14 protein-coding genes are annotated in these 15,108 nt (G+C 53.9%); 5 read left to right on the top strand and 9 right to left on the bottom strand.

What is annotated here, in order from left to right; genetic code table 11:
- Positions 1-271: 271 nt before the first annotated feature.
- A complete protein-coding gene (locus tag H8B15_RS06910; protein WP_187318943.1) occupies positions 272-979 on the top strand; it encodes a hypothetical protein in 708 nt (235 codons plus the stop codon).
- Positions 980-1,058: 79 nt separating this feature from the next.
- On the opposite strand, the gene H8B15_RS06915 is transcribed toward H8B15_RS06910, so the two are convergent.
- Complete coding sequence (locus tag H8B15_RS06915) at positions 1,059-1,664, bottom strand: inorganic diphosphatase (RefSeq protein WP_187318944.1); 606 nt, start codon at positions 1,662-1,664, stop codon at positions 1,059-1,061.
- 157 nt (positions 1,665-1,821) lie between these two features.
- On the opposite strand from H8B15_RS06915, the gene H8B15_RS06920 reads away from it, so the two are divergent.
- Entirely contained in the window at positions 1,822-2,244 is a 423-nt protein-coding gene (locus H8B15_RS06920) for a hypothetical protein (RefSeq protein ID WP_187318945.1), read from the top strand.
- A gap of 72 nt (positions 2,245-2,316) precedes the next feature.
- On the opposite strand, the gene rplS is transcribed toward H8B15_RS06920, so the two are convergent.
- The 8 genes from rplS to H8B15_RS06960 form a co-directional block, all read right to left on the bottom strand.
- A complete protein-coding gene (gene rplS, locus H8B15_RS06925) occupies positions 2,317-2,676 on the bottom strand; it encodes a 50S ribosomal protein L19 (RefSeq protein ID WP_185281119.1) in 360 nt (119 codons plus the stop codon).
- A gap of 224 nt (positions 2,677-2,900) precedes the next feature.
- A complete protein-coding gene (trmD, locus tag H8B15_RS06930; RefSeq protein WP_187318946.1) occupies positions 2,901-3,575 on the bottom strand; it encodes a tRNA (guanosine(37)-N1)-methyltransferase TrmD in 675 nt (224 codons plus the stop codon).
- A 71-nt stretch (positions 3,576-3,646) separates the two neighbouring features.
- Positions 3,647-4,186: a ribosome maturation factor RimM gene (gene rimM, locus H8B15_RS06935; RefSeq protein ID WP_187318947.1), complete on the bottom strand. Its 540-nt coding sequence runs from the start codon at positions 4,184-4,186 to the stop codon at positions 3,647-3,649.
- A gap of 113 nt (positions 4,187-4,299) precedes the next feature.
- The gene (locus H8B15_RS06940; protein WP_187318948.1) at positions 4,300-4,845 is read right to left on the bottom strand and encodes a 30S ribosomal protein S16; all 546 of its coding nucleotides are present in this window, start codon (positions 4,843-4,845) and stop codon (positions 4,300-4,302) included.
- 201 nt (positions 4,846-5,046) lie between these two features.
- Entirely contained in the window at positions 5,047-5,808 is a 762-nt protein-coding gene (locus H8B15_RS06945) for an acyl-CoA desaturase (protein ID WP_187318949.1), read from the bottom strand.
- A 270-nt stretch (positions 5,809-6,078) separates the two neighbouring features.
- Entirely contained in the window at positions 6,079-6,786 is a 708-nt protein-coding gene (locus H8B15_RS06950) for a pseudouridine synthase (RefSeq protein ID WP_187318950.1), read from the bottom strand.
- 118 nt (positions 6,787-6,904) lie between these two features.
- Complete coding sequence (gene panB / locus H8B15_RS06955; protein WP_187318951.1) at positions 6,905-7,720, bottom strand: 3-methyl-2-oxobutanoate hydroxymethyltransferase; 816 nt, start codon at positions 7,718-7,720, stop codon at positions 6,905-6,907.
- 160 nt (positions 7,721-7,880) lie between these two features.
- On the bottom strand, positions 7,881-10,844 hold the full coding sequence (locus H8B15_RS06960; RefSeq protein WP_187318952.1) for a putative LPS assembly protein LptD: 2,964 nt from the start codon (positions 10,842-10,844) through the stop codon (positions 7,881-7,883).
- 145 nt (positions 10,845-10,989) lie between these two features.
- On the opposite strand from H8B15_RS06960, the gene H8B15_RS06965 reads away from it, so the two are divergent.
- The 3 genes from H8B15_RS06965 to H8B15_RS06975 all read left to right on the top strand — a co-directional run bounded on the left by H8B15_RS06965 (position 10,990) and on the right by H8B15_RS06975 (position 14,760).
- Entirely contained in the window at positions 10,990-11,751 is a 762-nt protein-coding gene (locus H8B15_RS06965) for an N-acetylmuramoyl-L-alanine amidase family protein (protein ID WP_425489790.1), read from the top strand.
- A gap of 71 nt (positions 11,752-11,822) precedes the next feature.
- Positions 11,823-12,860 carry an MlaD family protein gene (locus H8B15_RS06970; protein WP_187318953.1) on the top strand — a complete coding sequence of 346 codons (1,038 nt, stop codon included), beginning with the start codon at positions 11,823-11,825 and terminating at the stop codon, positions 12,858-12,860.
- Between the two features lie 271 nt (positions 12,861-13,131).
- A complete protein-coding gene (locus H8B15_RS06975; protein WP_187318954.1) occupies positions 13,132-14,760 on the top strand; it encodes an acyl-CoA carboxylase subunit beta in 1,629 nt (542 codons plus the stop codon).
- Positions 14,761-15,108: the final 348 nt, after the last annotated feature.

A 15,108-nucleotide genomic window follows, 5' to 3' on the forward strand; every position in this document is an offset into this window, starting at 1 on the left:
CCGGTAGGGGTAGTAGAAGTTTCAGCTCTTTAGCCTAACAGCAGAAAGATAGATAGCCAACGAAAAGTGATGATGTGAGTAAGAGCGAAGGGTTTTTGGCAGTTAAATAATATGCCGTAGTATTTATTGAACAAAATTTGATAATCCCTGAAAAAATCAATTGTGGCGTAGCATTTGTAGTAGCGCAAGAGGGTAGATTTGGCGAGGTAGAATAGCTGATGACCACATTTATAAGACTGTAACCCCTTCCTTTCAACATACTTTGGCGCATATGAAACGAAGCCTACTCCTCTCTTTTTTACTATTGGCGTTGACCGTTGTAGGATATGCTCAACGCTCACCCGTAGATGAAACCGAAATGGCTGTGAAGGGCATTCCCCGCAAAGGCCAACGCGTAACGGTGCAGTTGGACAACAAGCGGGTAGAAGATGCCTGGGCCAAACAATTAAACGAAAAGTTTGGTAGCAAGCTGAAAAACGATAAAGGTATTTACACGCTCGACGGCGTAGTAATTGAGGAAATATCCAAAACGCCTATTCGCGTAATCAGCAAAGTAGACGCCGCGCCTACCGGTACCGCCGTGTGGTGGTCTATCGACCTGGGCAACGCCTACCTAAGCAAAGAGTCGACCCCGGCACAGTGGAAAGCCTCGGAGGACTACCTGAAGACATTTGCCCGCATGCTCTACCGCCAGGATTTGGCCGTGCAGGTGCAAGAAGCCGAAAGAGCTTTATTGGCTTCGCAAAACAACCACAGCGCGGTAATTTCCAAGCAGGATAACATCAAGAAAGACATCGAAAAGAACAAGGCGAAGAAAATAGAGATTCAGCAGCAGCTGGCGCAAAACGCCGCCGAACTGCTTAATCTCAACAACCAGGTAGACATTAACCTGAAAGAGCAAGAAGCTGCTCGCGCCGATATTGTGAATATGCGCGTGGCCTTGGAGGCAGTGAAAGACCGCATGAACAAGCTTGAGTAAGTTAGTGTAACAGCACTAAATAGAGAACCCCGCCTAGCAAGGCGGGGTTTTTTTTGTTGCCTTCGTAAGCGCCATATGCTCAATGCGTAGCTTCCTGCACCTGTTGTTGCGCAACTTGTTCATCCTTCCACCCCGCTACGCGCACACTTCCGGCAGTGGTGCCCGTTTGTCGGAACCACTGCTCCAGCATCGGCCGCACATGGGGGTAGTCTCGCTGGACTGCCGCCCACGTGGTAGCGCCGGGTAGGATGCGTAGACTTGGGCGTGCAGGCACTGCCAGGAGTAACTGCCGGGGTGTACCAGCCTCATCGAGCCGCAACAGCGCTATAGGCAGAATCTCCAGCACGGTGCCGGCCGGCTGACTTTCGGCCAGGATAAGCGCAGCGAGGGGCTGGCCTTGGGGGTAGCGTTTGGTAGGAATAGTATGAGTACCGGGCACAAAAGCCAGATTGCCGGGGTAGGGCAGAAACTCCACTACGCGGTCGGTGCCGGCGCGCTGTACGCGGCGGAAGGTGCGCGTAGCAGGGTCATACTGCTGTATATGGTTGGTGCCAGCCGGAATTTCTACCACCGCCTGCAACAGATGGTGTTCAGTGGAGAAAGTTGGGAGGTCGGCGTAATCGGTGCGGCAACTGCATAGTAGACTCAGTGCGCCCAAAAAGAAGAAAAGAACGGGTACGCGCATAGACAAAGGGTAGGAAATAGCGGTTAGCCATCAAGCTAATGAACTAGGTCAAGTTTACGGAATACTACTCAACTGCAGTCCCCCAACCTTTCCCTACCAGTCGCGTTTGCATAAGCACTTTCCACCTGCTGCTCTGGCAGCGTAACACCTACAACCCATGTCTTTTCATAAAGAGCCCAAAAACGATACCCAGCACCAAAACCATTTGGATGGCACTACCAAAGTCCTGAACTCTGATTTGCAGGAAGAAGCTAACCGTGCCGGCTTGGATAACACCTTGCAAAACTGGATTCAGGACATTAAGGACGCTGACAATCCCGAGTTTCATCAGATTGTGACTGATTTGCAGGATCTGAAAGCGCACTTCGGCTCCGGCACGCTCGATAAGAGCACCATCAAGCGCCTGCTCAACCGGTTGGGCGAAAATACGGTGAAGGCAGCTGTATTCGCCGAAAACCCGAATACGGCCGAGCGCGTGACAAAACTAGGCGAAGCACTGCTAGCAGCTAGTAAGCAGGTGCAGAGCAATGAAAATACGCCCGCGCAAGACCTGGCAGAGGATTCTGCTACCAACAAATAGTTAGCGCAACCCCACTAAAAAAGCCTACCCCGCAAAGGGTAGGCTTTTTTATGGATGCTATACAAGCACACCTTATTTCATGCGACGCTCCTTGATACGAGCAGCTTTGCCCGACAGGCCACGCAGGTAGAACAGACGAGCACGACGTACTTTACCACGACGGATCAGTTCAATTTTCTCGATGTTGGGCGACAACAGTGGGAAAATACGCTCGGTACCGATTTGGTTCGAGATTTTACGCACCGTGAACGTCTCGCCGTTCGAGCTGGCGTTCTTGCGCTGAATTACTACGCCCTGGAACTGCTGAACGCGTTCCTTGTTGCCCTCGCGGATTTTCACGTGGACGTTGATGGTGTCGCCGGCGGCGAAAACGGGGAAGCTGGCGCGGCGCTCCTGGGATTCCTGCTGGATAAAATCGAGTAGTACGCTCATGACTGAAAAAAAAATCAAATGGACGGCGCCGCCGTCCGGCTAGGTTTCGGGTAAAGAGGCGCAAATATAGCCCTCTGTTTTGAAGATTGCAAGTCTGGAAGATAAATGACTGAATTGTTAAATGGTTGAATGGCTGAGTGATTGGCTGTTTTGCCATTCAATAGGCAAACCAACAACTCGCCTTTTCGCTAGGTAGCTATTCAATCGTTTCACAATTGGGCCATTTAATTCAATAAATCGGGCCGGCGTTGCTGGGTGCGGGCCAGTGCTTGTTCGTGCCGCCACTCTTCCACGCGTGGGGTGTTGCCGGAAAGCAAGATATCCGGCACAGAATGCCCGCGCCACTCTGCCGGCCGGGTGTATACGGGTGGTGCCAGCAGGTTGTCTTGGAACGAGTCGCTGAGAGCCGATTCTTCGTTACCGAGCACGCCCGGTAGCAGACGCACCACGGCGTCTACCAGTACTGCTGCTCCTAGCTCACCGCCACTCAACACATAGTCGCCAATGCTGACCTCGTGGGTGATGTACGCCTGCCGGATGCGCTCGTCAACGCCCTTGTAGTGGCCGCAGAGTAGCAACAAATTCTCACCCAACGACAAACGATTCACCAACGGTTGGCGTAGGGTTTCGCCATCGGGCGTGAGGTAGATGATAGCATCGTAGGAACGTTGGGCCATCAACTCATCAAAGCACGCCGCAATGGGCTCCACGCGTAGCACCATGCCTGCACCGCCGCCAAACACATAGTCGTCGATCTGGCCGTGCTTGTTGATGGCATAGCGCCGCAAATCGTGCACGTGCAACTCTGCCAATCCTTTCTCCTGGGCCCGCTTCACGATGGAATAAGCAAAAGGACTCGTCAGTAACTCAGGCTGGCAGGTGACAATATCGATACGCATGATGAATGAGTTGGCGGTTAGTTGTTGACTTCCGCTTTAGTAGAAAGCCAACAGCCATCAGCTAAACTGAGCTAAGAGCCTAGGTAAATATCGAGCAGGCCTTCGGGTAAGGTTACGTAGAGCTTCTTGGCGGCTTGATCGGCGCGGGAGATGAGCTCATCGGCCACCGGAATAAGCACCTCCTGCTCTTTGTAGCGCATACCCATGACATCCTGTTGGGGAAGCTCGTAAAAGGCCTCCACAATGCCCAGTTCGCCCAGGTTTTCGTCTACTACGGTGTAGCCAATCACATCGTGGAAGTAGAACTGGTCTTCTTCCAGCTGAGGCAAATCGGCCAGTGGGCGGTAGAGCACGGCATTGCGGAGCGGCTCGGCGTCTTCTACCCGCTCAATGCCCTTCAGCTTCAGCAACACCCGATCGGCTGTTTGGGGCTGCACGCGCTCTACGGTGTATTCCTGGGGCTGGTTGGGGGTAGCGGGTAGGGCCAGCCACACCGCTTTCAGCTTGCGGTAGTCGTTCACGTTGTCTACGTCCAGAAACGCCACCACCATACCGCGTAGGCCGTGGGGTTTCACCACCGTGCCCAGCTGATAATATTCGTCGAGATTCATAAGAGAAAGGGCTAAACGTAAAAAGCAGAAGGCTTAGAAGGTAGGCCACGCGGGAAAGCCCGTCGTCACCTTCTTCCAAGCCTTCTGACTTTTACTCAGGTAGAAGCTGGCAATTAAGCGCCGGCTTCTTCCGTGGTTTCGGTAGCAGCTTCTTCCGTTGCTTCCGGAGCCTCGGCAGCAGGAGCTGCGGCGGCAGCGGCAGCAGCCTGACGCTGACGGATAGCCTCAGCACGCGCTTCACGCACTTTGGTTTCAGCAGCCAGCTGAGCCTGACGCTTCTCGGCTTGGGCGGTGCCCAGGCTGGTGCGCTTGTCCTCAATCTTGGCGTTCTTCTGCTCCATCCACTCGTTGTAGCGCTGGTCGGCAGTTTCCTGCGAGATGGCGCCTTTGATTACGCCAAGTTGCAGGTGCTTGCGGTAGAGCACACCACGGTACGAAAGCATAGCCCGAACCGTGTCGGTAGGCTGAGCGCCCTTCATGATCCAATCGAAGGCTTTGTCGCCGTCGAAGTTGATGCTGGCAGGGTTGGTGTTGGGGTCGTAGGTACCGAGCTTCTCGATGAAACGGCCGTCGCGAGGAGCGCGGGCGTCGGCTACTACGATGTCAAACTGAGCGGCCTTTTTACGGCCGCGGCGGGCGAGGCGGATTTTAACTGCCATAAACCGGGTTGGTTAAGCGACGCAACTCGTGCGTCTGGTTGAAAGTGAGGCGCAAAGGTACTCACATATTTCACAGATTGAAAGGATTGCGCCGAATTAGATTTTGTGCCTGCGATATGATGGTTGAGTATCTGACAGCCAGTATAAAAGGAAAGGCCGTTACTGTCTGGTAACGGCCTTTTCAGAGAGGAAAATGATGCATTAGGCTGCAACGCGCAGCTTGCTTCGGGTAGGCGTTTTGCGCTTGATTTTAATAATGCGCGCTTTGTCCAGCGTCCAGATGAACATATAGGTAGGATCAAATTCCCACCACTTCACACCGAAGTTCACGCGCATGGGCAACTTGTGGTGGTTGTTCTGGAACAACTCACCGAAAGCCAGGAAATCCAGCGCCAGCGTGTTCTTGGAGTGGTCGTGGTTGTCGAAGTTCTGGTAACCGTATTTGTGGCCGCCCCAGTTCACAATAGCACCGTGCAACGGACCCATCAGAAAGTGCAGGGGTAGGAGCAGGTACATCCACCAAGCCGTGGCAAAGTTGATGTAAAACAGCACATAGGCCGTGCCCCAGCCCAGGCGCGACATCCAGGAGTCACCGATTTTCTCAATCAGGTGCCACTCGGGGTAGTTGCCCTCGAAACGCTCGGCCAACTCGTAGTTGCGATTGAGTACGTCGTTGTAAATATTCTTGGTTTTCCACATCATCGTGAAGGCGTTCGACGAGTAAAGCGGAGAGTGCGGATCCAACTCCGTGTCGGAGAAGGCGTGGTGCATGCGGTGCAGCAGCGCATAAGCCCGTGGCGACAGGAACGACGACCCCTGGCAGATGTAGGTGAACAGGAAGAAGAACTTCTCCCAGAACTTGTTCATGGTGAACATCTTGTGCGCCGCATATCGGTGCAGATAGAACGTCTGCGTGAACAGCGACAGATAATAATGGGCAACAAAGAAAATGAGGATCGGCATGGATCAAAAGAGTTAGAAACGCCGTGAGAAATCGAGGTGAATTGCCCAAACAAAGCAAACGGGCTATATTTAGTTCACATTCACTTCACAAACCTACGGCCAGAGCATGCGTCGTTCAATAATCCTGGCCAAAAGGCCAAAATATTATTAAATAGTGAAGCCGTGGAATGATAGCGTGAGCGGGATAGGTAGGAAAGAAGTCTGTCATCCTTCGCAAGCTCAGGATGACAGACGCTTTTGTCACCTTAAACCAAACTTACCAATACGTTCCTACAAAAATGCCTGGGCGGCTTCCCAGTGAGCTACGTCGGGTAGGGGAGCCTGGAAGCACATAGCTTCTTTGGTAACGGGATGGTTGAATTCCAGCTGCCGGGCGTGCAGGGCAATGCTCACATCGGGTAGGGGAGCTAGGAAGCCGTATTTGACATCGCCCACAATGGGAGTGCCCAAGCCGGTGCTTAGTTGCGTCCGGATTTGGTGAGGACGGCCGGTGATGGGGTTTACCTGCACCAGCCAGCGCGAGCCGGCTTGCCCCAATACCTGATAGTCCAGCTCCGATTTTTGACCTTGTGGGTGCAGCTTGGGGTAGGCCTTCGTGACGTTGCGGATGGGGTCTTTCACCAGCCAGTGGGTGAGGTGCCCTTCCAGCGACTCGGGCGCTTTGCCTACCAGCGCCCAATAGGTCTTGTGCACTTTATTGTCCCGAAACATCTCGTTGAGACGGCTCAGGGCTTTGCTGGTCTTAGCCAACGCTACCACGCCGCTCACGGGCCGGTCGAGGCGGTGTGCCACGCCGATGAAGGCAGCGCCCGGCTTCTTGTACTTAAATCGCAAATACTCCTCCGCCTTGGCCGATAGGGGCTCGTCGCCGGTGGCGTCGCCCTGCACCAGTAGGCCAGCAGGTTTATTGATAATCAGCAGATGGTTGTCCTCGAACAGGATTTCGCGGCCCTCGGCCCAGATATTCGGACGATTCACGGATAAAAAATTATGAATTATGAATTAGAAATTATGAATGATGAAATAAGAATGCAGTTGATCAGCGTAGCGTGCAGGCAATTCCTAACTCTTAATTTTTTAATTCATAATTAAAGAATCAATACGCTTCTTCCTGGGTAGGGAAGTCGCGGTTTTTTACGTCTTGCACGTAGTGGCGCACGGCGTCGCTCATGATTTCGTGCAGCTCGGCGTAGCGACGCAGGAACCGGGGCTTGAACTCTTTGTTGATGCCCAGCATATCGTGCACCACAAGCACTTGGCCGTCCACATCAGGGCCGGCTCCAATCCCGATTACGGGAATGGTCAGCTGCTCGGCTACCTGCTTGGCCAGCTTCGACGGAATTTTCTCCAATACCACCGCGAAGCAACCAATTTCCTGGAGCAGCAAGGCGTCTTCAATCAGCTTCTGTGCCTCTGCTTCTTCCTTGGCCCGCACCGAGTAGGTGCCAAATTTATAAATACTTTGCGGGGTAAGGCCTAAGTGACCCATCACGGGGATACCCGCCGTAAGAATGCGCGTGATGCTGTCTTTTATTTCGGCGCCGCCTTCCAGCTTGAGCGCGTGCGCCCCGCTTTCCTTCATCACGCGTACGGCTGAGCGCAGCGCCTCCGACGAATTGCCCTGGTAGGAACCGAAAGGCAAGTCTACCACCACAAAGGCCCGCTTCACTGCCCGTATCACCGACTGCGCGTGGTAAATCATCTGATCCAGGGTGATGGGTAGGGTAGTCTCGTGGCCGGCCATTACGTTGGAGGCCGAGTCGCCCACCAGCAGCACGTCGATACCAGCGCCGTCTAGAATGGAGGCCATCGAAAAATCGTAGGCCGTAAGCATCGAAATTTTCTCGCCGCGCTGCTTCATAGCCAGCAGCTGGTGGGTGGTCACGAGCTTCACTTCTTTGTGTTGAGACATTTTAGGGTCTTGTGGGCTTAAGGACGTAGGGTCTTGCTTATGTATAGGCAAGAAGCGGTGCAAACAATTTACAGCACCAGAAACTCACGCAGCAGCAGGAACAAGGCCCAAAGCTCCTAAAAAATCAGGATTTAAGCGGTACCACTCCACTATCCGGCCTTTAGTTGTTCAGGAATGTCTTGTTGCGGTTCAGCTTCAGGCTCTGCAACAGCGCCGATTTAGCCGCAATAGTCACGTAGTAGCCCTGCGTATAACCAAAGGGGCGCCAGTTGCCGGTGATCTGCCAGCAGTGGAGGTCGCGCGAGAAGTCGAGGGAGGTGAACGTGACCGTGTTGTTCTTGAAATCGTAGCCCGTGCTGTAGCCTAGGCGCAGGTTATCGGTGAGCTTCACGGAGCCGCTCAGGCTGAGCGCTACAGCTGTAAGGGGCACCGGCCGTGTGTAGTACAAGCTGGTAGCGCGGGTACCGGGGTCTACATAGCTGGCGGTGAAGCTGGTGCTCAGCTCCCAAGGTAGCGTGAAATCCACATAATCCTCATAAGGATTCACAGGAATGGGGGTACCTAGCATGGGGTCGTTGGTGGGCGCCACAGCGCGCGGTACCGTCGACTTTTTATTACCGGATGTTGGGTTGAACTGGTAGGAAAGCTGTACCGCAGCCGTGGTGAGGCGAGCAAGACGCCGCTTGGGTTGATCGAATAGGTAGCGGTTAATCAGCACGCCCGTAGAGTCGCGCTGATATACCACAAAATTACCATTGATCAGGATATTAAGCTTGCGCGCCACCTGCGTGCGAAACGTGGCGGTAATCGGCGCGAAATTCAGCGAATCGACCGCAAAGTTGTAGCCAGTGCTAAAGTCGAAGCCATCAATCAGGCTTACTTTTTTGAAAGGGGTAGTGCCAGTGGTATCCTGGTCATCACGCACCTTCATTTCCAGAGAGTTCTGAAGAGAGAAAGTCAGGGCGCTGGTGCGTGTGCCGCTGGGCACACCGTAGGCAAAACCGTTGTAGCGCGATAGGGCCAGTTGATTGACAGGAACGCCAGGGTTAAGAGGGACGAGGTTACCACTCCGGTCCCGCACTGGCACCCCCTTTTCGGTTTTGAATTGGTTATACTGTAAGCCCTGCGAGTTCACCAGCGTACCCGTATTCAGCAGCGTGAAGTAGGCATCATTCGCAGCAAAGTTGGGAGAATATTGATAGTTCAGGCTGGGCGTAATCTTGTGGCGAATGGCCTCGATTTTCTTCCCCTTGATCTGATAGATACCATATAAATTAGTGCCCAGGTTTACACCGCCTGAGTAGTTATAGACCCGGTTGAAGCCCGTGACGGTATCAATCCGCACGGCGCGTGCCTCTTCTGAGTAACTGTAGTCCAAACGTTTGAAGTACCAGGTTTCGCCATAGTTGACGGATGGCTGTACGGTCAGGTATTTCAGAAAGGCTACCCGGTCGAGCAAGCCACCAAAAAATTGATCGGCCGTATAGCTACCCAACGAAATCTGAAACTGGTGCTGAATGCCGGTTTGTGCGTTGCGCAGCAGCGTGTTGATGTTGGACAGCTTTACGGGTAGGATTTGCGAAGTATTGGTGCCACCGATAAGCGGTATAGCTCCGCCCTCCAATACCCGCGACGGAATAGAATTGCTGATTTGGTTGCGGGCCGTGAGGGTATACGCCACGGCAAACTGCTCGTAGAATCGTCCTTTAGGTTGTAGACCTACCAGACTATACAGGTACTGACGAGCCACACCTACTGTCACGTCGGGCAGGGTGAAGTCCATCGTGCCGGTGGTGGTATTCTGGCTTTGGCTAGCCTGGATGGAGTAATTGATGGGTAGGTAACGCAGCTGCTTGGAGTAGGTGATGTTGGAGCTGAATGCTGGCGTAAGGTAGTTGCGGGCGTTGAAGTTGTTTTGCCGGTTGTAGTTGTTGCTACCTGCCTGCACGCTGGCTGAGAAGCGGCCGCCGCCGGGGCGTGCTACCGGCGTGTGCGACCAGCTTAGCCAGAACGTGCGGGGCGTGTACACGCGGCCTGCCGTACTTTCCAGCTGTATACCCCCCGGATTCAGAATGCGTTGAGCCGGGCGCTGGTCGTAGCTGAAGCTGAACAGGCCGGAATAGGCGTAGCGCTTAGTGTACTGGGCCTCGGCTTGCCCGCGGAAGCCACCAAAGGTTTCAGCATTGCCGGAGTATACATCGCCGGTAAAGCGGATGCCGATGTTCTGGTTGGGCACCCAGTAGTAGCCGCCGTTGCGTAGGAAAAAGCCCCGGTCGGCGCTCTGCCCAAAGGTGGGGATGATCAGGCCCGACGCTCTTCCCTTACGCGGGGTAGGGAAGTAGCCAAACGGCAGGCCAAGAGGGGTAGGAATACCGCCAATCACCAGGTTGAACGGACCGGTAATTACCTTCTGGCCTGGTATAACCTTCATCTTGGCCGTGTTGATATAGAAGTGCGGATGAGCCAGATTACACGTAGTATAGCGGCCGTTGCGGCCATATATCTCGTCTAAGTCGTTTTTCTTGACCACCTCGGCGTGTACAAATCCCTCGCCCTGCTGGGTGACTACTTCCCCAATTTTGCCTTTGCGGGTTTTGAAGTTGTAGTCAATCTTGCCGGCCTGGTAGGTGGTGGCGCCCTGCTTGAACAGTGGCTGCCCCTGCGTGCGCCCCGTAGAATCGGGCACCCCCACGGCCGACATCAAATTCTTATTATAGTCGACGGTGATGATGGCCGCTTTCAGCGACATGTCGCCGTAATCAACAGTTGCCTTGTCGTAGAGCTTGGCAATCTTGGCGTCGATATCGAACTCGATGGAGTCTTTGGCGGCGTATTTAACAGTAGTTTGAATCGGGCCTTTGGGCCGCGCCGCCAGTCGCAGCGAGTCGGCTACGCGCACAGAATCGGGCACGGGTTGCAGCGTTACGGCACGGGCGGTATCATTGGCATTGGGCCGAATGATGGGGTCGCGTCGCACGTCGGCGTTGGCCGGTGTGGCGGTGGTTTGCGGACGCTTATTGGTTTGGGCTACTGCATGCCCAACTACCCCTACCCATAAGAGTAGCAGCAGGATAGTGGAGGGCAATAGCTGCCGGATAAAGCGTAAAAAGAATACGGAAGACAAGGGGATGGTCCGGGCCACGTAGTTTTAATTCGTTTATTTTGTGGCTGCTTACAAAGGTAGCGGGTAGCTGCTCCAACTAACGAAAACTGTGCGGAATATTGTCATTGTCTGCACCGCTGTGCTGGTGTTTTTTGCCGGACCGTCGGTGGCCCTTGCGCCGGGTGTGGTGGCGCACACATCTACCGTACCACCTCAAAAGTACCGGATCAGGACGGTAGTGCTTGATGCCGGGCACGGTGGCAAAGATAGAGGCTGCGCTGGCACCTCGGCCCGCGAGGCCCAGGTAGCCCTAAAAACCGTGTTGGAGTTGGGGCGTCTCATCGAGCAGAATATGCCCGACGTGAAAGTGGTATACACCCGCAAAACCGATGTGTTTGTGGAACTGGCCGACCGCGCCGGCATCGCCAACAAGCACAATGCCGACCTGTTTATTTCGGTGCACTGCAACTCGGGGCCGTCGGTGGCCTACGGCACGGAGGTCTGGACCATGGGCCCGCACAAAACAGACGCTAATTTGGCCGTTGCTAAGCGTGAAAACGCCGTAATTTTGCAGGAAGACGATTATAAAGAGCGCTATAACGGCTTCGACCCCCGTTCGCCCCAGAGTCATATTCTGTTCTCGCTGTTTCAGAGCGCCTACATGGTGAACAGCATCCGTTTTGCGCAACACATTGACGCAGAGTTTAAAACCCGTGTGCAGCGCCACTCGCGCGGCGTAAAGCAAGCGGGCTTCCTGGTGCTCTGGAAAACGGCTATGCCGTCGGTACTCATCGAGTTAGGTTTCTTGACCAACCGCAACGAAGAACAATACCTCAACGATAAATCGGGGCAGTCGTATATGGCCTCGGGAATATACCGTGCTTTCCGCACGTATCGTGACGAGTTGGAGGGCACCAGCGAAGGATAGTTCATCCATCTGTTGCATCAGCCTTTTCAGTTTCCCAGTGCCTTATTATCTCATCTTTATTCTGACCGAACGTGTCAAAAGAAATAAAAGTAGCGTTGCTGGGTATCGTAGCCATAGCAATCCTGTTCATTGGTTTCAACTTTCTGAAAGGCTCTAACCTGCTTTCTTCAGACCGCACTTACTACGCCAAATACGATAACGTGGACGGTCTAGCCGTGGGCAACCCAGTGGTGCTCAACGGTATCAAGGTAGGGCAGGTGAAGCAGATGGAACTGCTGCCTAGCGAGCACAACCGCGTGAAAGTGGCGCTGGAGCTGGCCAAAGACGTAGTAGTGGGCGACTCTACCACGGCCAGCTTATCGGGCTCGTTGTTGGGTAGTAAGACCATCACGCTGTTTCTGGGCAAAAACTCGAAGGTGTACGACGGCGGCGAGGAGCTGCGCTCCTACACGGTAGCCAGCATTACGGATGCGTTTCAAGCGAAAGCCCTACCCGTGCTGGGCACCGTCGACTCCACGCTGATTAAAGTGAATAGCTTCCTGAGCAAGGATGCTCGTTTGAGCTTGCAGCAAACCTTGCAAAATGCGGAAGGGTCGTCGGAGGCGTTCAAGAATTTGTTGTTGATGAACCAGCGCAACATCAACCAGATTACCACCAACATGGCCCGCCTTACCCACGACCTGGCCGTAACCAGCCAGAAATTTGACAAGATTGCGGCCAACTTCAACCAGCTCAGCGACTCGCTGAAGCGGGCGCCCATTGGCCCTACCATGCGTAAGCTCAACGCCACCATGACCGAAGCACAAACGGCCATGACTACCCTGAACCAAGGTTTATCCAACCAACAAGGCTCGCTTAATAAGTTGATGAACGATGATTCGCTCTACAACAACCTCAACGCCACGGCAGCCAGCACCAATTCCCTGCTCACCGACTTCCAGGCCAACCCTAAGCGCTACGTGCACTTCTCCGTATTTGGTGGTGGCAAGGATAAAGTGAAAAAGGAAGTAACCAAAAAGCCGAACGGCGAGGTTGAAATCGACACGAAGCGGGTAGATGGCACGCCTGGTGGCATTGTGCAGCCTGCTACCACACCCGCCGGCCAATAGACATTCAGTTATTTTGATAGCTTTGAAATCCGCCCCAACAGGCGGATTTATCGCTTTATTGCCATTGGTGAAATAGTGAAGTGGTGAGTTTGTGAAATTATGAATCATCTGTCGGTCTGAGTGAAGCGAAGAATTTTCTCACGTTCGCACGAGTCGTTGTTACGCCTGTCGTGCTGCGTGCATAAGGTCCTTCGATCTGCTCAGGATGACAGACGTACTACCATTCACAGCTTCACAAACTCACCACTTCACCATTCCACCCCACCCACCCATGGATGTTGAATTCAACAAAAACGAAGACCACCTCAAGCAACTCACCTACCAGCTCTCGAAACGCTTACAGAAAGTAGCGCTGGGCGGAGGCGAGAAGCGCATAGCTGCGCACAAGGCTAAGGGCAAGCTAACTGCCCGCGAGCGGATAGCCTACCTGCTCGATAAGGATGCAGAAATGGTAGAGGTAGGCGCGTTTGCAGGCGAAGGTATGTATGCCGAAGAAGGTGGCTGCCCTAGCGGTGGGGTAGTGGTGGTGCTGGGCTACGTACAGGGTAGGCAATGCGTGGTAGTGGCCAACGATGCCACCGTGAAAGCCGGTGCATGGTTTCCCATCACGGCTAAGAAAAACCTGCGGGCCCAAGAAATTAGCATCGAAAACCGCCTACCCATCATCTACCTGGTCGATTCGGCGGGGGTATACCTACCCATGCAGGACGAGATTTTCCCAGACAAGGAGCATTTCGGCCGCATCTTCCGCAACAACGCGGTGATGAGTAGCATGGGCATTGTGCAGATTTCGGCCATTATGGGACCGTGCGTGGCGGGCGGCGCCTACCTGCCTATCATGTCCGACGAGGCCATGATTGTGGAGGGCACCGGCTCAGTGTTTCTGGCTGGTTCCTATCTGGTGAAATCGGCCATTGGCGAAACCATCGACAACGAAACGCTGGGTGGAGCCACCACACACTCCGAAATTTCGGGCGTTACGGACTATAAGTTTGCTACCGATGAAGAATGTCTCGACCACATCCGCAACATATTCGATAAGCTAGGTGACACGCCCAAAGCTGGTTTCAGCCGCGCCACACCTGCCGCGCCGAAAGAGAATCCGCAGGACATCTACGGCCTGCTACCCGCCGACCGCGCCAAGCCTTACGATATGATGGACATCATCAACCGGCTGGTCGATAATTCGGAGTTTGAGCCCTACAAAGACCTCTACGGCCAGACGCTCATTTGCGGCCTGGCCCGCATCGACGGCTGGGCCGTGGGCATTGTAGCCAACCAGCGTAAAATCGTGAAATCGAAGAAAACCGGCATGCAGATGGGCGGCGTCATCTACTCCGACTCGGCCGACAAAGCCGCCCGGTTCATCATGAACTGCAACCAGAAGCGGATTCCGCTGGTGTTTCTGCACGATGTGTCGGGCTTTATGGTAGGCAGCCAGAGCGAGCAGGGCGGCATCATCAAGGACGGCGCGAAGATGGTGAATGCCATGGCTAACTCGGTGGTACCCAAGTTTTCGGTGGTGGTAGGCAACAGCTATGGCGCCGGCAACTACGCCATGTGCGGCAAAGCCTACGACCCGCGCCTGATCGTGGCCTGGCCAACTGCCCAACTAGCCGTGATGAGCGGGGCCGCCGCTGCCAATACGCTCCTGCAAATACAAGTAGCCTCTCTGAAAGCCAAAGGCCAGGAAATCACGCCCGAAGCCGAGAAGGAACTCCTCGATACCATCAAAGCCCGCTACGAGGAGCAACTTTCGCCTTACTACGCCGCCGCCCGGCTGTGGGTAGATGCTATTATCGACCCGCTGGAAACGCGCAAGGTGATTTCACAGGGCATAGCGGCGGCCAATCACGCGCCGATAGAAAAGGCGTATAATGTGGGGGTAATTCAGGTGTGAGAGCAGTATGGAATCTAAGCAAGAATATATAAGCCAAGGACGTAGTGGCTATCTTCTCTATAAAGATGAACACTACTGTCTGAAGCTCTATTATGAGTTTGGAGGAGGTAATTGTGTCGTTATTATTCACGTTCCAACAATTGATGAGTGGGCGTCAGTAGCGAGTCGCCGCTTATCCGATAGAGCGCCGGTATTACGCTCCATAGCTGAGCAAGCCATAAAAGATCAGGCTCCAAACTGCTTTTACGTTCTCTCTGATAGGTATATTGAAATATTCAATAGGTAACGAGCAAATGTCTAACCCCAAGCAACGTTCTGCACCCAGCAGAATAGCTGTAGTGGCGCAGG

It is taken from the genome of Hymenobacter citatus, from assembly GCF_014333615.1.
In the GTDB taxonomy this organism is placed as follows: domain Bacteria; phylum Bacteroidota; class Bacteroidia; order Cytophagales; family Hymenobacteraceae; genus Hymenobacter; species Hymenobacter citatus.